This is a genomic window from Pseudomonas sp. S3_B08, from assembly GCF_054667725.1.
This window is the reverse complement of sequence record NZ_CP162750.1, coordinates 1,299,023-1,318,470: the sequence shown is the minus strand read 5'-3', so window position 1 is coordinate 1,318,470 and position 19,448 is coordinate 1,299,023. Positions and strand designations below refer to the sequence as shown.

At 59.2% G+C, this 19,448-nt stretch carries 18 protein-coding genes; 11 read left to right on the top strand and 7 right to left on the bottom strand.

The genetic code is table 11. The annotated features are described in order from the left end of the window. The first annotated feature begins 54 nt into the window (after nucleotides 1-54). From AB4N73_RS06100 to AB4N73_RS06090, 3 genes are all read left to right on the top strand, one after another. Nucleotides 55-1,365, top strand: a complete 1,311-nt coding sequence (locus AB4N73_RS06100) for an NTP/NDP exchange transporter (RefSeq protein WP_460143065.1) — start codon at nucleotides 55-57, stop codon at nucleotides 1,363-1,365. Nucleotides 1,366-1,449: 84 nt separating this feature from the next. Further along, a complete protein-coding gene (locus tag AB4N73_RS06095) occupies nucleotides 1,450-1,992 on the top strand; it encodes an AAA family ATPase (protein WP_076563283.1) in 543 nt (180 codons plus the stop codon). Between the two features lie 88 nt (nucleotides 1,993-2,080). After that, nucleotides 2,081-2,983 carry a bestrophin family protein gene (locus AB4N73_RS06090; protein ID WP_024012629.1) on the top strand — a complete coding sequence of 301 codons (903 nt, stop codon included), beginning with the start codon at nucleotides 2,081-2,083 and terminating at the stop codon, nucleotides 2,981-2,983. 43 nt (nucleotides 2,984-3,026) lie between these two features. Here AB4N73_RS06090 and AB4N73_RS06085 read toward each other — a convergent pair whose 3' ends face one another. The 3 genes from AB4N73_RS06085 to AB4N73_RS06075 all read right to left on the bottom strand — a co-directional run bounded on the left by AB4N73_RS06085 (nucleotide 3,027) and on the right by AB4N73_RS06075 (nucleotide 5,026). Then, a complete protein-coding gene (locus AB4N73_RS06085) occupies nucleotides 3,027-3,326 on the bottom strand; it encodes a hypothetical protein (RefSeq protein ID WP_460143064.1) in 300 nt (99 codons plus the stop codon). Nucleotides 3,327-3,438: 112 nt separating this feature from the next. Beyond that, nucleotides 3,439-4,182, bottom strand: a complete 744-nt coding sequence (locus AB4N73_RS06080; protein WP_460143063.1) for a methyltransferase domain-containing protein — start codon at nucleotides 4,180-4,182, stop codon at nucleotides 3,439-3,441. Nucleotides 4,183-4,228: 46 nt separating this feature from the next. Then, nucleotides 4,229-5,026: a glutathione S-transferase family protein gene (locus AB4N73_RS06075; protein ID WP_460143062.1), complete on the bottom strand. Its 798-nt coding sequence runs from the start codon at nucleotides 5,024-5,026 to the stop codon at nucleotides 4,229-4,231. A 30-nt stretch (nucleotides 5,027-5,056) separates the two neighbouring features. On the opposite strand from AB4N73_RS06075, the gene AB4N73_RS06070 reads away from it, so the two are divergent. After that, nucleotides 5,057-6,070, top strand: a complete 1,014-nt coding sequence (locus AB4N73_RS06070; RefSeq protein WP_460143061.1) for an AraC family transcriptional regulator — start codon at nucleotides 5,057-5,059, stop codon at nucleotides 6,068-6,070. A 51-nt stretch (nucleotides 6,071-6,121) separates the two neighbouring features. Here the strand turns inward: AB4N73_RS06070 and AB4N73_RS06065 are convergent, their stop codons facing one another. Next, entirely contained in the window at nucleotides 6,122-6,520 is a 399-nt protein-coding gene (locus tag AB4N73_RS06065; protein ID WP_460143060.1) for a hypothetical protein, read from the bottom strand. Between the two features lie 373 nt (nucleotides 6,521-6,893). Between AB4N73_RS06065 and AB4N73_RS06060 the strand changes: the two genes are divergently transcribed. Both AB4N73_RS06060 and AB4N73_RS06055 read left to right on the top strand, forming a co-directional pair. Next, the gene (locus tag AB4N73_RS06060) at nucleotides 6,894-7,877 is read left to right on the top strand and encodes a helix-turn-helix transcriptional regulator (protein ID WP_460143059.1); all 984 of its coding nucleotides are present in this window, start codon (nucleotides 6,894-6,896) and stop codon (nucleotides 7,875-7,877) included. Between the two features lie 167 nt (nucleotides 7,878-8,044). Continuing rightward, a complete protein-coding gene (locus AB4N73_RS06055) occupies nucleotides 8,045-9,172 on the top strand; it encodes a mechanosensitive ion channel family protein (RefSeq protein ID WP_150742647.1) in 1,128 nt (375 codons plus the stop codon). Between the two features lie 36 nt (nucleotides 9,173-9,208). Here the strand turns inward: AB4N73_RS06055 and AB4N73_RS06050 are convergent, their stop codons facing one another. Further along, nucleotides 9,209-11,128, bottom strand: a complete 1,920-nt coding sequence (locus AB4N73_RS06050; RefSeq protein WP_460143058.1) for a tyrosine-protein phosphatase — start codon at nucleotides 11,126-11,128, stop codon at nucleotides 9,209-9,211. Between the two features lie 336 nt (nucleotides 11,129-11,464). On the opposite strand from AB4N73_RS06050, the gene AB4N73_RS06045 reads away from it, so the two are divergent. From AB4N73_RS06045 to AB4N73_RS06035, 3 genes are all read left to right on the top strand, one after another. Further along, on the top strand, nucleotides 11,465-13,003 hold the full coding sequence (locus AB4N73_RS06045; protein ID WP_460143057.1) for a methyltransferase regulatory domain-containing protein: 1,539 nt from the start codon (nucleotides 11,465-11,467) through the stop codon (nucleotides 13,001-13,003). 280 nt (nucleotides 13,004-13,283) lie between these two features. Beyond that, entirely contained in the window at nucleotides 13,284-14,165 is an 882-nt protein-coding gene (locus tag AB4N73_RS06040) for a manganese catalase family protein (protein WP_041480494.1), read from the top strand. 51 nt (nucleotides 14,166-14,216) lie between these two features. Further along, nucleotides 14,217-14,429, top strand: coding sequence for a hypothetical protein (locus AB4N73_RS06035; protein WP_041480496.1), 213 nt, complete (start codon nucleotides 14,217-14,219; stop codon nucleotides 14,427-14,429). A 73-nt stretch (nucleotides 14,430-14,502) separates the two neighbouring features. Here AB4N73_RS06035 and AB4N73_RS06030 read toward each other — a convergent pair whose 3' ends face one another. After that, nucleotides 14,503-14,934, bottom strand: a complete 432-nt coding sequence (locus AB4N73_RS06030; protein ID WP_460143056.1) for an HhH-GDP family DNA glycosylase — start codon at nucleotides 14,932-14,934, stop codon at nucleotides 14,503-14,505. 160 nt (nucleotides 14,935-15,094) lie between these two features. On the opposite strand from AB4N73_RS06030, the gene AB4N73_RS06025 reads away from it, so the two are divergent. Continuing rightward, nucleotides 15,095-16,666 (top strand): sensor domain-containing diguanylate cyclase, encoded by a 1,572-nt coding sequence (locus AB4N73_RS06025; protein ID WP_305382756.1) that lies wholly within the window; start codon nucleotides 15,095-15,097, stop codon nucleotides 16,664-16,666. 10 nt (nucleotides 16,667-16,676) lie between these two features. Here AB4N73_RS06025 and AB4N73_RS06020 read toward each other — a convergent pair whose 3' ends face one another. After that, a complete protein-coding gene (locus AB4N73_RS06020) occupies nucleotides 16,677-17,771 on the bottom strand; it encodes a GNAT family N-acetyltransferase/peptidase C39 family protein (protein ID WP_305382755.1) in 1,095 nt (364 codons plus the stop codon). A 94-nt stretch (nucleotides 17,772-17,865) separates the two neighbouring features. Between AB4N73_RS06020 and AB4N73_RS06015 the strand changes: the two genes are divergently transcribed. Next, on the top strand, nucleotides 17,866-19,446 hold the full coding sequence (locus AB4N73_RS06015) for a RimK family protein (protein ID WP_305382754.1): 1,581 nt from the start codon (nucleotides 17,866-17,868) through the stop codon (nucleotides 19,444-19,446). Nucleotides 19,447-19,448: the final 2 nt, after the last annotated feature.

Here is a 19,448-nt window from a genome sequence, read left to right as displayed (position 1 = left end):
CCCGGCACGGGCAGGCTCCGTGCCATTGCCCCGCCACTCCCACAGGAGCGCAACATGGATATGTCTCTTCTCGCCCACCGCGCCGGCGCCATCATCAATGCAGAGGCTCACGAGCTGCGCCCTGCGCTCAACGGTTTTCTGCTGTTCGTCTGCCTGTTCGCCGGCTATTTCATGCTCCGCCCGATCCGCGAATCGATGGGCATCACTGCCGGCGTCGAGAACTTGCAGTGGCTGTTCACCGCGACCTTCCTGGTCATGCTGGCGGCCGTGCCGCTGTTCGCCTGGCTCAGCGCACGCGTGCCGCGCCTGCATTTCGTGGACTGGGTGTACGGATTCTTCTGCACCAACCTGCTGTTGTTCGCCGCCTTGTTCCTGGGCGAGGAAAGCCCGTGGCTGGCGCGCGTGTTTTACGTGTGGATATCGGTCTACAACCTGTTTGTCGTATCGGTCGCCTGGAGCCTGATGGCCGATGTATTCGACAGTGCCCAGGCCAAACGTCTGTTCGCGTTCATCGCGGCGGGCGCCAGCGTCGGCGGCCTGAGTGGCCCTGCGCTGAGCGCCTTGCTGATCGGTCCGCTGGGTGAGTCCGGCCTGATGCTGCTGGCCGCTGTTCTGCTGGCCGCTGCGATGTGGTTCAAACGCCAGCTGATGCGCTGGCGTGAACGGGGTGGCGCAGGACGCCCCGATGCCGCGCCGAGCGAAAGCCCTAGCAGGCCGTTGCCGGGCAATCCGTTCAGCGGTATGACGGCCGTTCTGAAATCACCCTATCTGCTCGGCATCTGCGGTTTTGTGGTGCTGCTGGCGACAGTCTCCACCTTCCTTTACTTCGAGCAGGCACGCGTCGTCGCCGAACACTTCCCGGACCGCGAGGCGCAGGTGCGCGTGTTCGGCATCATCGACTTTGTCGTGCAGGCGGGCGCCCTGCTCTGTCAGCTGTTCATCACTGGACGCCTCGCGCAAAGGCTCGGCGTCGGCGTGCTGTTGGCCATGGTGCCGCTGATCATGTGTGCTGGGTTTATCGGACTGATCTTCGCGCCCAGCTTTGGCCTGATCGCCGCGCTGATGATCGTGCGCCGCATCGGTGAATACGCCTTCGTGCGTCCAGGCCGAGAGATGCTGTTTGCCCCGCTCGATGCCGAAAGCAAGTACAAGGCGAAGAACTTCATCGACACCGTGGTCTACCGCGCCGGCGACGCCATCAGTGCCTGGGCAAAAAGCGCGCTGGACGCCCTCAGCCAAGGTGCAGGCATGGCAGCGCTGGTCGGCGCGTTGTGCGCACTGCTGTGGGGGCTGCTGGGATGGCGACTCGGCGAGCGGGCGGACCGCCGAGCCAGTGTGGCGGGAGCGCGGCAAAACCCAGCGTAGCGTTCAACGGTCATTGACTGAGACAGGCATTGCCGTAGAATCGCCCGCCCAAAAAATCAGCTTGCAGAGCGAGAAGGAGCTTCGATGCAACGGGTGATGATTGTTGGTCAGCCTGGGTCTGGCAAAAGTACGTTGGCGCGCAGGCTTGGTGAGCGCACGGGGTTGCCGGTCGTGCATATCGACACGATCCATTGGCAGCCAGGCTGGATCGAGCGAAGCCCGGATGAGAAGACCCGACTCTGCCTGGAGGTCGAGGCGCGTGATCGCTGGATATTCGAAGGTGGCCATTCAACCACTTGGGAAAATCGCGTCGCCCGTGCAGATCTGCTGATCTGGATCGATCGTTCGCCACCGCTTCGATTCTTGCGCGTCCTGCGTAGAACGCTGCTCAACCACGGTCAGTCTCGGCCCGACTTGCCGGAAAACTGCCCCGAACAGCTGGCGAACCTGCCGGAGTTTCTAAAGTTCATGTGGCGGACGAGAAAAACCTCGCGAGCCAAAATGCGCCAATTCGTGTCAACGGCGCCATCGGCTTGCCGGGTGGTTCATCTGCGGTCGAATCGAGAGACGAGGATTTTTCTTGAAAGCATTCGCCCTGCACAGGGCCAGACTTTGCAGACTGACTGACGGCTGACCGCCCCACCAGGGAACTGCGGGTGCATGGCATCGTCCGAGCTTAAGCGTTTAAGCAAACTGCTCGCCACGAGGTTTCCGTTTGAAAGCTGCCATCGTCAAAAAATACCGTCTGATCATCAAGACCCTGGGTTACGTGGGCTGGTCTTTGTTCTGGTTGCTGCTCTGGGACATCGCCGTCACCGTCGACTTCATGCTGTTTCTCAACGCCAAGCTGAACCTGCCGTTGATGCCGCTGACCTTGCTCGGTTCGGCGTTGATCGTGTTGATCAGTTTTCGCAACAGCAGTGCTTACAACCGCTGGTGGGAAGCGCGGACGCTGTGGGGGTCGATGATCAACAATTCCCGCAGCTTCGCCCGGCAGGTGCTGACGCTGCTGGACGATGCTGGTGGCGAGGTTAATCCGGTCAAATCCACGCTGTTGCGCCGCCACGTGGCCTACGTGAATTGCCTCGCCGCGCACCTACAGGGCCAGCCATGTCCCGACGAGGTGCGCGCGTTTATTCCCGCCGAAGAATTCGCCCGCAGTGGCACAACCAATAACTTTGCCAACGATATCCTCACCGGCTCGGCGACTCTGCTCGCTCGCGAATACAAGGCCGGGCATCTGGACAGTATTCGCCTGGCGCGGCTCGAGTCGACCCTAGTGGATCTGTCCAACAGCCAAGGCGGCATGGAGCGGATCGCCAATACCCCGCTGCCCTACCCTTATGTGTATTTCCCACGGCTGTTCATTTCGCTGTTCTGCCTGATCGTCCCGATAGGTCTGGTGGAATCCCTCGGCTGGTTCACGCCGCTGGCGTCGACCGTGGTCGGGTTCATGCTGCTGGCCATCGAGCGCATCGGCACCGATCTGCAAAGCCCGTTTCGCCACAGCGAACACCAGATTCAAATGGAAGCGCTGTGCGAAACCATCGAAAAGAATTTGCAGTCAATGCAGCGTGATTCGTTGGGGGATGTACGCAGGGTTGAGGAGCCCGCTTGAGGCGCTGCTTTAGCAGCAGCGCTTTTCATCAGATGCGGAGCGGCTATTGACGAGTGTCCGCCTCCTCGGCCGGATAAAACTCGCCCTGCTTGCCCATTTCTTCGAGTCGTTCGCGCGCTACCGCCTCAACACGGGCCACTGCGTCTCGATCGTCAGGGTCAACCAACTGCAAGCACAGGCGTCGAACATTTTGGTCATGGGTGCCCTCGCTGAGCATTTCGTGGGTGAAGACTTGCTCTCCACGCCACAGGCATAACTGGGTATGAGTCCCGCCGAGCCATATCTCGTTGATTGATTCAAGATCAGTGGTTGCCAGTTGATCCACGGTGATTGTCTTATCCATTGCGCCGTACCTGTAAAAATGTTCGTAGACAGGTACGACTAGCGGGCACAGTGGGTCGTTCCAAGCGTCGCACTTTCCCACCGCATCCGCGGTATATCCTCCTCCCAAAACGTCAATTTTTCCGAGCCCAACTCCCAAACATCACATCACCGACGTAGATACCCGAAGAAGCTGATCGCTCCTGATCCAGACGCGTCTGCAACGTTTCAATGTCGACCTCCTCTGCACTGGCCACCCCTAACGCAATGATTCGCGGCAAGCATGCTCGAACGATGGCGCCAAGGCTGTACGGCGTATCAGGCGTTTGTACCAGGCACTCGGCTCGCACGCTTTCAACGGTCAAGCCTGCCTGAGTGAAAATGCCGTGCAGGTTGAACCCGATGTGCAAATCCGCTCCTTCGCGAGCAAGCATTTGCTGTAACCAACGTTGCGCTCTTGCATGCAAAGGGAAAGGCTCGACGCTGGCAGGCGCCATCGTCGTATCGTGTTCCTGGAAGACCATGATCCCGCCGGGACGTAGACATCTCGACAGCGCTCGGATCGTCGCCACCGCATCCGGTTGATACATGAGGACACGCCTGCCGACGATGGCGTCAAAACTGCCGATAGAGTCTGGCAATTCCAAGAGGTCTCCCTCAAGAAAGGTCAGCGCATGTCCTGCGGTGCGCTGGCGTGCAACGGCAATGGCAGCGGCATCGTGATCAACGCCGATGATCTCCCCGTCTCTTCCCACGAGATCACACAGCAAAAACGAAACATCACCCGAACCGCAACCTACGTCCAGGATTCGCATCCCTTCACCAATGCCCGCATCGATCAGCAAGCGTGTGGTGAAGTCGAGTCGGTTGAGCGGCATTATCAAATTCCCTGAGTTTTCTGAAAAATCATGGCAGGCGCATCAGTCATCTGGCCCCCAACAGCGCTTCATCCTTCGCCACCGCACGTTTGTAGGCCTCGCGGCTGGTCAACTTCTGGGCATAGGCGAGAAACGCAGGCCTGGGCGGCAAGGTTTGCAAGCCTAACCCCCAGCCAATGTGGGAGCCAACATAAACGTCTGCAGCGGTGAAGCGTTCCCCGGCGATAAACGGATGCGCCAATACCGCGCGCTCGAGCTGATCGACCGTGCGCTCATAGCTTCCGTAGCCAAAGAAAAACTCCTGATCCGGCGTCGGGTTGAAACTGGCGCGGTAGTTGGTGACCGCCTGCTCCAGCGGTCCCGCAGCGAAAAACATCCACCGGTAATAAGCGGCGCGCTCCGCTGCCACTGGCGCCAGCCCGGCTTCGGGAAATGCCTGAGCCAGATAGGCACAGATGGCGGCGGTTTCTGTTATGGTTTGCCCGTTATGCACCAGGGCCGGGATCTTCCCCATCGGGTTAACGTCGCGAAAAAAACTGGCGCGCGAACCATCAGCGTCGTTCATCGTCGGCGCCGCCAGCGCAGCACCACCCCAGCGGTCAGACTGACTGGTCGACTGGTAATCCATCACCACCGTCTCATACGCGCAGCCGATTTCTTCGAGCATCCAGCGCACCATACGGCCGCGAGAATTGGGGTTGGTATAGAAAGTCATTGTCATCGTGAGCTCCTTTTGGCTCGGTGTGTTGACGACAATGGTAAAAGCGAAGCGGTATGAGCCTGTGGGCGCCTTCCGCCAGAATACTTGCAGAACGCGCCATTGGCGGCGCATTGCATCACGCATCACCGCTATCCTGCAGTTCGGAGTCTGGAAATGCCGCACCTTCACACCAGCGCCGAGCGGTGTAAATTACCCAGGGTATTCTGGGAATCAATAGCGCAGCTGGGACTGGATCCCTCGTTGATTGAGCAACATGCTCAACTGCCCCCTGACCTTCATTTGAACGAATCGACCTTTGTCAGCACACAGCAGTTGTTCGCTGTCTGGAACGCCATTGAGGCGCTTTCGGCGGATCCGGCTTTTGCGATAAAAATGGTTCGCGACACGCCCAGTGCGAAGCACAAAATGGCGTTCATCACGGCGTTATATGCTGCTGATTATCGCGACGGACTTGCGCGGTTGGCGCGCTTGCAGCGCCTGTGCAGTCCCGACAAATTATCCATGGTCGAGCGCCAGAACACTGTGTCATTCACGATTCAGTGGCCATCCGGCACGGGGCCTGCGCCCTATCTTTCAGTGGAGGCGTGTTTTGCCTTGGTACTGGAGCTCGGTCGACGAGGCACCGGAAAACACATCACGCCTATGTCATTGAGCTTGCGGCGGCCAAAGCCACCGCTGGAAACTCATTCGGATTATTTCGCCTGTCCCATCAACTGCGGCGCCAGCCATGACGAGATGATCTTGAGCGCCTCTGATCTTGACCGGCCGTTTCTGCAACACAATGCGCAGGTGCTGCACATGATGAGCCCCGGCCTCGATGCCGCATTACGCGCAATCGAGGCGCCGGTTGGCTTCTGTGAGCAGGTCATTGAAATATTCAAGCGCACGCTGGCGAACGGACGGCCAAGTTTGCAACACCTCGCCAGAGAACTGTTGCAGAGCGAGCGAACCTTGCAGCGCCGTTTGGCGTCCGAGGGCACGACCTTCAACGCACTGCTCAACGAGGCGAGGCGTCAAGTTGGGTTGCAGCTGCTGGCTGATACGAGCCTGGAGCTCAAAGAGGTGGCGTATCTTCTGGGTTATGACGACGTCAACTCTTACTATCGGGCCTTTCGGCAGGTGGAAAAGGTTACGCCCAGTCAGTGGCGTCGTTCTTTCAATACCTGATATGAACCAGGCGTGAAGCAGCCGCTACCCGCTCTCAAAATGATGTCCGCTCTAGTTGGCGATAAATTTGTTGTTGGTTTTACTCGTCGTACTGTCAACAAACCAAATCGAGCCCCCATCTGTTAACACTTTGCTGCATTCCTTACCGTATTTTTGATAGGCAACGCAGATCACATCCCCCGTAATCACCCAACTTCCTGACTGCATGGACTCGCTGGAGATCTGAATTTGTGCAGTTCCGTCAGCGCTTAATACTTGAGAGAAAGGATAACCAGTGGACGTTACGCTGGAATATTTTCGGCCTATGACCGTAGTTTTTATTTCGCTGCCCGTTAGCTGCTTAGCGGTCGCCGGTGCGTCCGCATGGGCGTCGAGCGCAGCTTGATTACCGGACGAAGCGCAGCCAATCATAAATAGCATGGCAACCGCACAAAAAAGGAGCTTTTTCATAACTATCACCTTTTCGCTTATTGAAGCGCTATAGAAGTACCGGACTTATATTAGACACGGAACGGATCGACAATATATTCGATTACTATAAAGCCAATAGCACTCCCACCTATCCACCCCCAAACTGTAAAGCAATCGGACACAATTCGATTTAGTTCGGTAGCGTCGCCGCCATTCAATTTTGCGAACTCACACTATTTAACTTAACTATGTAGTGCTGGCGCCCAATTGGCGATTTCCGCCCATAGCGAGCCATCAGAAATGACCGCTGAAGTCGAAAGCAAACGATGCTCCAAAGCCTTGTCACCAGACAGTCACGCCAATTCACTAATCTTCCCATCCCCACCGTCGCCCCAAGAGCCCGCATTCCAAAATGCCGCCCATCGCAACTGCATCCCCAACCCGGCAAAAAATCATCCTGCGCTCCGACAACCTCACCTCTTCCGACTTCGGCGCCCTGTTCTCCAGGCTCTTCGGCAACCGCTACGCCGATACTCCGCCGCCACCTTCCAGCATCATCATCGGCGGGGTCTACGGGCGGCACGACGGGGTGAGTTTTCGGCGTATGCATTACCACGGCGACTTCAGCGTCACCCTCCCCGATCCGCAGAACGAAATCACTTTCGTCATCCCCACCGCCGGCAAGATCGTTTTCAACCACGCCACCGAGTCCATCGGCATGGCGCACATCGGTCTGGCGATCGACAAGGCGGATATCCGTTCGATGCGTTTTGTTGACGATCACGCGCATCACGGCATTTCGATCAATCGTCTGCAGCTCACCGAGCGGTTGTCGGCGCTGCTGGAGAAACCGGTCGTGCAGAAGATCGTGTTTGAGCCAAGCGTGGATCTGAATACCCCGGAATTTCAGGGCCTCAAGGCGTTGATTGATCTGGCCACGGGCACTGAGTTCGATGCCTTGATCAACAGCGGCACGTTGATGCCGTCACGGTTGCGCGAGATGTTGATCGATGCGGTGCTGGAGGCGTGGCCGCACAACTTCACCGAGGCATTACGGCGGCCGGCGCCGTGCGTGGCGCCGCGGCATGTGAAGGTGGCGATGGAGTTTATTCAGGCGCATCCGCAACAGCTGGTCAGCGGTGGGGATCTGGCGCGGTTGAGCCATGTCAGCCAGCGCGCATTGCAGGAAGGTTTTCGACGTTTTGTCGGGATGTCGATCGTCGCTTATCAGCGGCAGGTGCGTTTGCAGCGCGCCTATGAGGCGTTGGTGCGCGGGCATGCAGGCTCCGTGACGGAGGTGGCGTTGAGCTTTGGCTTCAGTAATGTCGGGCGCTTTTGTCAGTATTTTCAAAGCGCTTACGGCGTAAGCCCAGCGGAGCTGAAGGCCAGGCGTTGACCATTCGGTCCGGCGAAACCTGCATTTGATTGAACAGCAGGAATCTCAGGGCGACTAACCCAGACAGGTCGTTTGACGGCACCGCCGATTCAAGCGGCGTTTACCTGGCTGCGGCCGGCGCTGCGCTTCTGCGCTAGCGTCTTCGCAGGCTTCGCAAGGGGGTTTCAATGACTGAGGATTTCATCGGCTTTTTCACGACGCACACACTTCTGGGAATTTCACTGGCGAACTGGGTCTTGGCGTTGCTCGCCGCAACGCTCAGTTATCTGCTGACCACCACGGCGATCCGCTTCGTTTTCCGCAAGGTGCAGGCGCGGGCCACTGCCGGCAATGGGCATCTGACGTACATGGCCAGCGAAGTGCTGGCGGCGACCAGCACCACGTTGCTGCTGTTGGCATCGATTCTGGTCGGCATCGGTTTGCTGGATTTGCCCGAGCGCTGGCTCGGGCGGGTCAGCAGTTTGTGGTTCGTGGTGGCGGCGTTGCAGGTCGGCCTGTGGACCAACCGCGCGCTGGCGCTGGGGCTGCATCGCTATTTTTCGCGGCATAACGCGACCGGCTCCTTTCAAGCGAGCGCCTTGGCGACCCTGAGCCTGTGGGGCGTCAAGGTATTGCTGTGGGCGGTGATTCTGCTGGCGATGCTGTCGAACCTGGGCGTCAACATCACTGCATTCGTCGCCAGCCTGGGTGTCGGCGGTATCGCGGTGGCGCTGGCGGTGCAGAACATTCTCGGCGACGTGTTCGCCTCGCTGTCGATTGCCGTCGACAAGCCGTTTGAGGTGGGCGATTTCATCGTCGTCGGCACGCTGGCCGGTACGGTCGAGCACGTCGGCCTGAAGACCACGCGCATCCGCAGTCTCGGCGGTGAGCAGATTGTCATGGCCAACGCCGACATGATCGGCAGCACTATTCAGAACTACAAACGCTTGCAGGAGCGTCGAGTGGTGTTCGAATTTCGTCTGACTTACGAGTGCACCAGCGAACAGATCCGCCAGATCACCCAACGCGTTGAAAGCATCATCAAGAACGAAAAACAGGCGCGCTTCGACCGCTGCCATTTCCGCAGTTTTGGTGAGAGCGCGCTGGAATTCGAGACGGTATATATCGTTCTGGACGCCAGCTACAACGTCTACATGGACGTGCAGCAGCGTATCAATCTGGCAATCATGGAAGCGGTGGCCGAGCTGGACGCGACGTTCGCCTTCCCGGCGCGCACCGTGCATGTCGCCTCGCTGCCCGAACCCACCGCGCAACCGGCACGCACACAGCAACCTTCGCGTGCGCAGCATGCTTGAGCGCAAGAGCCCGGCAATTTGCCGGGCTCGCTGTGTTCAAAACGCGTAACTGGCCTTGAGTCCGCCATTGAAACCATGGCTGTCACCGCCACCGTTGGCCCCGACCTCAGCGCCCACACTCAGGGCGCCGAGGTTGGCCATCAGATTAACGCCGCCGCTGAACTGGTCGCGATTGTCGAACGCCGCGCGCTGCTCGATATCCAGCCCCAGCAGATGACCTGCGCTGTCGACTTGCTGATCGCCGAGCGCACGTTCATAGCCCACGCGAACGCCCGGGACCAGCTGCCACGCCCCCATCGTCACCGGGGCGAATGACACTTCGAGATTGGCTACCGCGCTACGGCGGGTCTGCTCGATGCCATCGACGTCGAGCGCCAGTTCACTGCCCTTCTCTTTGAAACCTTGCAAGTCGAGATGACTGACGCGAAAGCCCAGGCTCGGTTCGAGAGTCACGCCGTTGAGCGGTGCGCGATAACCCAGCGCCAGGGTCGCGCCGGTGAGATTGCCGTGAGTGTCGCCCTTGGCAGTGCCGAGACCACCGCCAAGCTCGCGTTTGCTGTCGTAGTCGACGTAACCGGCGCTGGCGTTGGCATCGACAAACATGCCGCGCTCAAGGCTGGTGAGGCCGTAACGCGCACCGAGGTTGAGGAAGGTGAAGTCCGTATCGGCCTCGCCACCCGCGCCGCCCACGCTGCCCTTGCTGTAGCCAAAGCCGCCGCGCGCGCTGAGTTGTTCGTTGAAGCGCTGGGTAATGCCGAGCATCAGGCCCTGGCTGTGTTCGTTGCTGCTCTCGGCATGGGTCGAGCCGTCAGTGCCGAGGTAGCCGGCAAGCGCGGTGGTCCAGAGGCGGTATTGGCCGATCTTCAGATCGCTGCCGCTGGCGAACGGTGCGGCGGCTTGTTCGATCATCGCGTTCTGCCGCAGCAGGTAGCTGGCCGCATCAGCGTGGACCTGACCGCCGACTTGCGATTCGACACCGCCCAGACTGCCGGCGTCGATCGCCGATTGCAGGTAGTAGTTGTAGGCGCTGTAGGTGCCGGACAGCTCGGAGTTCTGCAGCTGGCGCAGCAACTCGGCACCAGCGGCGGCATTGCCGATCAGCCCGGCCTGACCCGGCAAGCTGTTGTACTCGACCAGTTTGCCGCGCAGTACGTAAATGGTTTCCTGGGACAGACCGAGGCCCTGCTTGAGGTAGTTGTCCATGCTGCCGTACTCGGCGGCGACCTGGTCGAGACCGGCCTGCAAATAACTGGCCTGCACGCCGAGCAGCGGCTCGTAGACAGCGGCCATGCTCGGCGGCAAGGCTTTCAAGGTCGCGGCAACTCGGGCGGCGGTGTAGTCGTTAGTCGCCAGGTAGTTGGCCATGATCGTCGCCTCATCAACGCCAGCGATGCTCTGCAACACGGCGGCGGTCCAGCCGGTGCGGTCCTTGCCGGCGGTGCAGTGAAACAACTGCGCGGCGTCGACACTGGCCAGCTCATTGAACAACTGGCCGAACTGCCCGCGCATGCCGGCATCGCTGACGAAAGCGCGGTTGGTTTCCTCCATCATCGCCACGGCCTCGGCGGCGCTGTGGAACGAGATATTGGTGATGTTCGCACCAGAGGTGGTGCTGCCGATGATGTCGATATTGCGATAGGCCGCGCCCGTGATCATCGTGTCGGGCGTAGCGGCAATTTCGCTGGGCGTGCGCAGGTCGTAAATGGCTTTGATGCCAAGCCCATTGAGTGTCGCCAGATCCGCCGTCGACGGCGTCAGTGCGTTGGAACGGTAGAACACGCCGCTGCGCATAACGCCGTCGTGGGCGGTGGAGTACGCGGTGGTGATGCCGGCGATGTCGCGAAAGTTGTCGATGCCGCTCAAGCGCGGCGTGTCGAGGCTGACAGGCTCGGCCGCGTGGGCAGCGGCGATGGACAGGCTCAGAACGGACAGCGAACACAGAAGACGTTGGAACACAGTGCAGCCTCATGAAATCAGCGTTGGGCTGGTCACTATGGGCAGACGAGTGGGAGGGAATATGACAGTTTCGGCTGGCTACAAAATGCCTGCGCGAATGGGCCGTGGAGTGCGTGATCGGTATCAATCCTGCTTGGATGTGTTGAAGATCCCTGTGGCAGCGAGCCTGCTCATGAAAGCGGCGTGTCAGCCGATTATATTCAAACTGAAAAAAAGCTTTCGCGAGCAGGCTCGCTCCCACAGGGTTTGGGGAAGTATCCGTTTTTTCAATTTGTCGCGCGCAGCGACAACCCCTTATAAGACTGCCATCACTTTCAAGAACAAGAGGCTGTACCCATGAGCAACGCCTGGAACGAAGGTTATTTCACCGACGAAGGCTACACCTACAGCTATAGCCGGGAGATCAATCCGGTGTTCCTGCGTTACTGCCTGTTGTTGCGCGGGTTCGCCACGCTGGAAAGCAACGAAGGCGTGCACTGCGAACTGGGCTTCGGTCAGGGCGTGTCGATCAACATCCACGCCACCGCCAACCCGGGTTCGTTTGTCGGTACGGACTTTCACCCGGGTATGGCGGCCCATGCCATCGAACTCGCGACTGCCGCCAACAACGGCGCCCGCCTGTATGACGACAGCTTCGAACAGCTGCTGGCGCGCAATGATCTGCCGCAGTTCGACAGCATCAGCCTGCATGGCATCTGGACCTGGGTCAGCCGCGACAATCAAAAACTGATCGTCGAATTCGCCCGCCGTCACCTGAAGCCGGGCGGCATGCTTTACGTCAGTTACAACTGCTTCCCCGGCTGGTCGCCGTCGGCGCCGCTGCGCAATCTGTTCAGCCTGCATGACCGCTTTGCCAATGCCTCGTCGCGCTCCGACCAGCGCATCGACGCCGCACTGCAATTTTCCGAAGCACTGCTCGCGGCCAACCCGAAATACGCCGCTGCGGCGCCGAGTCTCGGCGCGCGGCTGCAGAGCATCAAGGGTCAGGATCGTCACTACGTCGCCCACGAGTATTTCAACCGTGACTGGAATTGCATGTACTTCGCCGACATGGTCGACGCGCTGGCCTCGGCCAAACTCGACTACGCCACCACGGCAGTGCCGCTGGATTCGGTCGCCCCGCTCAACCTGAGCGCTGAAGGCATGGACTTTCTGGAAACCATCGAACATCCGATCATGCGCGAGCAAGCGCGGGACTACTTCGTCAACCAGCACTTCCGCCGCGACCTGTACGTACGTGGCGCGACCCGCCTGTCCGCTGCCGAACGCCGCGCGAGGATGCTGCACAGCCGTTTCGTGCTGCTGCAACCCTGGGAAACCGTGGCGGGCTCGGTCAGTGGTCCCGCCGGCGAAGCGACGCTGCAACCGGAGATTTACGGCCCGGTGCTCGATGCACTGGCGGCACAGAACTATGCGGCCAAATCGATGCGCCAATTGCTGTCCGAGGCTGCGCTGGCTTACGACGACCTCGAACAAGCCCTGGCCGTGCTGATCGGTATGGGCGCTGTCGCTCCGTGCCAGAGCGAGGCCGCCGAGTCGCAGGTCAGCGGTCGCTGCGCCGCGCTCAATCTGCAACTGTGCAAACGCTCGCTGTACGGCGCCAACATCCAGACCCTGGCCAGCCCGGTCACTGGCGGTGGCGTGACGGTCAACCGCTTCCAGCAGTTGTTCCTGATTTCGATCAAGCAAGGCAAACAGCAGCCAGCCGAGTGGGCGCAACTGGCGTGGAGTGTGATCAGCGAACAAGGTGAAGTGCTGGTAGAGAACGGCCAGCCGCTGCTCACTGCCGAAGCCAACATTGCGGCCCTGACCGCACAGGCGCAGGTATTCGCCGAGCAGACGCTGGTGGTGCTGAGGGCGTTGAAGATAGCTTGATTGCCAACGAACCATTGTGGGAGCGAGCCTGCTCGCGAAAGCGCTGGATCAGCCGCCAAATCGGTGACTGACGTACCGCATTCGCGAGCAGGCTCGCTCCCACATTGGTCGTGGAACAGGGTCAAGCCAACCGTCCTGTTTCCGGAACTTTCCGCCCTCTGCCGTCCGTCCAGCCGGCCTGCAATAAACGAAATTTCCGCTCCACCCACTCCTCACAACTATGCATGCGCTAACGCCCATCAGGGCAAAAGCGCGATAGCCTGGTCTGAGGAAAATTTGAATGTTCATACATAACAAGCGACTTCAGTACACCGTTCGCGTGGCCGAGCCCAACCCTGGTCTGGCCAATCTGCTGTTGGAACAATTCGGGGGCGCCAATGGCGAACTGGCCGCAGCAGCGCGCTATTTCACCCAAGCCTTGGCCGAGGAAGATCCGGGGCGCAAAGACCTTCTGCTGGACATTGCCACCGAAGAATTGAGCCATCTGGAGGTGGTCGGCTCGATCATCGTCATGCTCAACAGAGGTGCCAAGGGTCAACTCGCCGAGGGCGTTCAAGAGGAAGGCGAGCTGTACCGTGCGCTGAATGGCGCCGGTAATGACTCGCACATCACCAGCCTGCTGTACGGCGCAGGCGCGCCTCTGGTCAATTCCGCTGGCGTACCTTGGACGGCGGCGTATGTGGATTCGATCACTGAGCCTACTGCCGACTTTCGTTCGAACATCGCAGCCGAAGCGCGGGCGAAAATCCTCTACGAACGTTTGATCAACATCACCGATGATCCGGGCGTGAAAGAGGCGCTTGGCTTTTTGATGACGCGGGAAATCGCCCATCAACAGTCCTTCGAAAAAGCCCTGCATTCGATCCAGCCGAACTTCCCGCAGGGCAAATTGCCTGGCATGCCGGAGTTCACCAACAAGTACTTCAATATGTCTGGCGAGCCCAACGTGCGCGGTCCCTGGAACGAGGGCGGTGCGTGGGAGTACGTGGAAAACCCAGAGCCTGCGGTCGACGGCGGTGACGGTCTGGCGACCGTCAGCCTTCCGGCTGAAGACGAACAGGTGCTGGAAGCGATGAAGACCCGTACAGCCTCTGACCCACTCAGCGAGCCGGTGACCGGTGCTGACCTGGGCTCCGGCTATGTGCAAGGCAAAGATGTCTGAACCCGTCCGGCGGCCCCGGACCGGGGTCGCCACTTGCTCAAGGAAAACCACATGAAAAGCAGCAAAGTCCTGGCACTGACCTCTGAACATTTTCAACGTTTGATGGAACAGGCATCTGCGGGTTTCGAGCTCGACTGCAAACAGGCCTGTCGAGGATTGAAAGTCAGCATGGCGGTGAATGTATTCGGCTTGGGCACCCTGCTGCCGAATAATTTCGCCGATCAAGCCACAGTCCAGCAATCGGAGGTGGCAGCCATCCATTGACCGCGAACTGGCCGGAAGACTTGCTGCTCTGTGAGCCGAGTGTTGCCACCGTCTTCAATGCAGAACCGGGCGTTCAGAAAAGTACCGCCGCCGCTTCCCTCATGAAGATCTCGACGGTCTTTGGCCCTATTCCTTCAAACTCGGACAGGCGCTTCTCCAGCGCCTTACGGTCCGCGCTCGCGGCCACGATGTTACTGACCTTACCGGCGTACTCGCTGTTGAGCTTGTTGGCCAACGCGAGCAGTCGCGACGCCGTGCTTTCGTCGTAGCGCACGTAACGCGCCTGCCCCAGCATCGACACCAACTGACGGTGGGTGCACTGCGCGAGCTTTTGCGGGGTGTCTTTGTGATGCTGCTCTACTATGACTTGATACGCCTTGGCGGCAATGGCGCCCTGAATCCTTTTGCCCATCAGAAAACTCGCCAGCAGCCATTTGAACAGGCCGGTTTCGTTGGCATTGCGCAGGTCGATGTTCAATTCACCGGCCGTGATGATATCGCTCACAAGTCTCACCTCAAGGCGCGCTTCAATTACAGATGTTGACCCGGCACGGCTTTGAACGATCCAATCGCGACCGCCTGGCCAAGGCAGTAAATTGAATTCCAGGTGGAAAAGGATGGTCATCTTTCAAGAGATGAGAGATGACAAGCATAAGGACCCTCAGATGCTCGGTCGTAAGATGCCCAAAACCAAGGGGCATGACGCCGCAGAAACCGCTCCCATCAAAGCTGCCAGCGAGATAGCCGCTTTCCGCCTGACAGTCATCTTCATGCTGACGGTCATTCTGGCGTTTCTCGGCGTGGAGGGATGGCGAACCTGGCGTGACTATCATGCAGCCTTCTCGTCGGCGCGTGATTCGGTCACCAACCTCGCGCGGGCAACCGCGCAACATGCCGAAGACGCCATCCGCCAGGTCGATGTGTTGACCGCCGCCCTGGGCGAGCGCGTCGAAGGCGACGGTCTGCAGAACATCGACGTACCGCGCATCCACAACTTGCTGGTGCAGCAGGCCAAATTGATGCCGCAGTTGCATGGACTGTTTATCTACGGCCCGGACGGCAAATGGATCGTCACCGACAAGGAAATGATCCCGGACCCGGCGAACAATGCCGATCGCGACTACTTCCAGTATCACCGCGCCAACACCGATCGAAACGTGCGTATCGGTGATGTCGTCAAAAGCAAATCCACGGACGACCTGATCATTCCGATTTCCCGCCGATTGAATAACCCGGACGGCTCCTTCGCCGGCGTGCTGCTGGGGACGATCAAGGTCAGTTATTTCGTCGACTATTACGGCGATTTCAAAATCGACGACAAGGGTGCACTGGTGCTGGCGTTGCGCAATGGAACCATTCTCGTGCGTCGCCCCTTCATCGCTTCGGTAATCGGTCAGAGCCTCGCCGACAGTGAGGTGTTCAAGAACTACCTGCCCTTTTCCAATCAAGGGATCGCCGAGGTCCGAGCCGTCGTCGACGGCACCAAGCGTCTGTACGGTTACAGAGCTTTGAGCACCTATCCGTTGGTAGTCGAAACCGGACTGTCCCGCGAATCGATCATTGCGCCGTGGCGCTGGGACCTGATCAAAACCGGCTTTGTGTTGATGTCGGTGATCACCGCGTTCACGGTCTTCGGACTGATCGTCTTGAGGCAACTGCGCCAGCGGATGGTGATGGAAAAGGATTTGCGCAAGGCACACCAGGCCATGAAGGACATGGCCTTGACGGACAGCCTGACCGGGCTGGCCAACCGTCGGCGACTGGACACTGCCTTGATTGACGAAATTCGTCTGGCCAGACGCCAGGGTTCGTCGATCTCACTGATCATGATCGACGTCGATCACTTCAAACTCTACAACGACAGCTATGGGCACGCGGCAGGTGATGATTGCCTGAGCGCCGTCGGCCAGGCCATTGCGCAGGCGGTAAAACGGCCGGGTGATCTCGCCGTGCGCTATGGCGGCGAGGAGTTTTCCGTGTTGCTGCCCAACACCGATATTCGCGGGGCGGCGCTTGTGGCTGAGGAAATTCTTGAGGCCATTCGATCCTTGCGAATGGAGCACAAAGCCCATCCACTGGGTCACGTCACCGCCAGTGCAGGTATTGCGGTTGGCAAACCGGCCGAACATGAAGTGAGCCCTGCCACTCTTATCGAGTCGGCTGACAAAATGCTTTATGCCGCGAAGCAGAAAGGCAGGGATCGCTGCTGTATCGGCGAGGAAGTGCTCGGCGCCTAGCCACCGCTCTTCAACGGGAGCGCAGCATCACGGCTGCGCGAACCCGCTGTACGCCAAACACCGTCATGCGCAGGAATTCCTGGTGACTGACCGGCAAGTGCTGGCAGTCCAGGCCGCGCTTGAGTTTGCTGTGGTCGACATCAGGATCATGCAAGTAAACGAAGTCCTCGTCACACCCGGTGATGATGACCCAATGCGGCGCTTTCAAGCGGGTGAATCGGTAGCTGCTGATCAGCACCAGCGGCTTGTATCCGGCCGCCAACGCAGCGCCGATCTGCAGATAATCACCCAGAACCTGCTCGACTTGCGTGGCAGCCAGTTCCTGGGCAAACCCATCCTCGACCAGTTTCATGATCGACTTCTTCTCCGTGCTGCGTACGCCGTGAAGAAAAAGCGAGCCCGGGTGACTTACCTCAAGGCGCACATCGAAACCGCGCCGCCAGGCCGCCAGTGCGAGGCCCTGAGGACTGCAGCCACCGTGCCCCGCCGTCATGAAAATGGTGGTTGCCTCGCGCCACAACTGGATTTCCTCCGCTCGGGTCATGGCACGGTTCGCATCGATGGCGGACATGGCCATCAGCAGGCACGCGGCGCCGCAGGTGAACTCGGTGGTCTGCTGGTAATACGGCACTTGCCGGGCGGGCGCTGGTGTTTCGCGCAGGATGCGTTTCTCGTAGCGCAACGCCTCGCAGTGGTCTTCGTAGTAGTCCTCGACACTGGCAAAGCGTTGATAGCCGTTGGCTTCGTAGAGGCGGATGGCAGCGCTGTTGTCAGCGCGCACCTCCAACCGCAGCCATGCGCAGTTGCGCGCCAATGCGCAGGCCTGGGCCTGTTCCAGCAAACGCTGGCCAAGTTGATGTCCGCGCCACGCAGGGCTGACCGCAATCGAATACAGGCGTCCAAGTGAGGTGCCACGGTGAAAAAGCACCAGTGCGTAACCGCAAAGGATTGCGCCTGAGGTAACGACAATCAACGCGGCATTGGCTCTACTGAGCATCCAGCTGAAGTTGCGCTGATTCAACCGGTCGAGGGTAAAACACACCCGCTCCAATTCGACCAGATCGTCGATATCGTCCATGGATGCAAAGCGAAAATCAAAAGACATGACCGCACCGTAAAGTTTGAGTAACGAACCGGGACAGACCGAAAGGCCCGTGATTTATTGAAGCGGCGTCTTCTTCAACAGGGATTCATTACTCATGTCAGCGGTGCAAGCCAACGTGAACGAAGTATTAGACAAAACCGAGCATTCGACAATCTCCCTCAGCGAGGAACCTCCCAGTATCAAGCCCTCGGGAAGTCGATTGCTCATACTGGTCGAACGCAAGGATGACTGGGCTGATTACCTGCCCAGCGAGAGCCTGATGCTGGCTCAGGATTACCTTGAACACAGCGATGATTTTCCTCATCGCACCCAGGTCATAAACCTCTGCCGCAATTACAAATACCTCGGTCAGGGCTATTACTGCTCATTGCTGGCCGAAGCGCGCGGACACAAGGTTTTCCCCTCGGTACGCACCGTCAGCGAGCTGGCGCGCAAAGCGCTTTACGGGGTCGGGCTGAATGATCTGGAGCGCACCCTGGAGCGGGCGCTGGCGAACCACCCGTACGGCGAAACCGAGGCTTTCACGCTGTCGTTGTACTTCGGCAAGGCCTCGATCGAGACGCTGCAAGAGATCGGCCGTCAGCTGTTCGAGGCGTTCCCCTGCCCTATCCTGCTGGTGGAATTCCGCCGTGGTGAGACCTGGCAGATCGCAGGCATCAAGGCCGGTGCACTGCACAAACTTCGCGATGAACAGCAGCATGTTTTCGCTGATGCACTGGACGCGTTCAATCGCAGGACATGGCGTCAGCCCGCCTCCAAACGTGTGGCCCGCTACGACCTGGCCATCCTGCATGATCCTGACGAAGCCCTGCCGCCTTCTAATCCCGAGGCATTGCAGCGTTTCATCGCTGCGGGCGAACAGCTGGGTATCGATGTCGAACTGATCGAGAAAAAGGACTACGCACGTCTCGCCGAATTCGACGCGCTGTTCATCCGCGAAACAACGCGAGTGGATGATCACACCTATCGGTTCGCGAAAAAGGCTGAAAGCGAAGGCCTTGTGGTGATTGACGATCCGTCGTCCATCCTGCGCTGCACCAACAAGGTTTATCTGGCCGATTTGCTGAAGCGTCGCGGGCTGGGCATGCCGGCAACGGAAATACTCTACAAGGATCGTCCGCAGGAACTCGAAAACGCAGGGCGTCGCCTCGGTTTTCCCTTGGTATTGAAAATCCCCGATGGCTGTTTTTCACGGGGTGTGATCAAGGTCGCCGATGCACAAGCGCTGGCCACGGCCGCGCAGGAGTTATTCGAACACTCGGTGCTGCTGCTGGCGCAGGAGTATTGCTACACCGAATACGATTGGCGCGTCGGGGTGCTCAATGGCGAAGCGCTGTATGCCTGCAGGTATTTCATGTCCAAGGGGCATTGGCAGATTTACAACCACAAGGCGCTGCCCGGCGAGATCAACGGAATGTGCGAGGCGGTGCCGGTCGAGCAAGCCCCGCCCGCAGTCGTGCAGCTCGCCGTACAGACGGCGCGGCTGATCGGCGACGGCCTCTACGGCGTCGACCTCAAGCAGGCGGGCGATCGGGTACTGGTGATCGAAGTGAACGACAACCCCAACCTCGACGCCGGCATCGAAGATGCGGTGCTGGGCGACGAATTGTACCGGCGCGTATTACAGGCTTTTACCCAAAGGCTTGAGCTCAAACACCGTGGCCAAGCGTGGTGAGC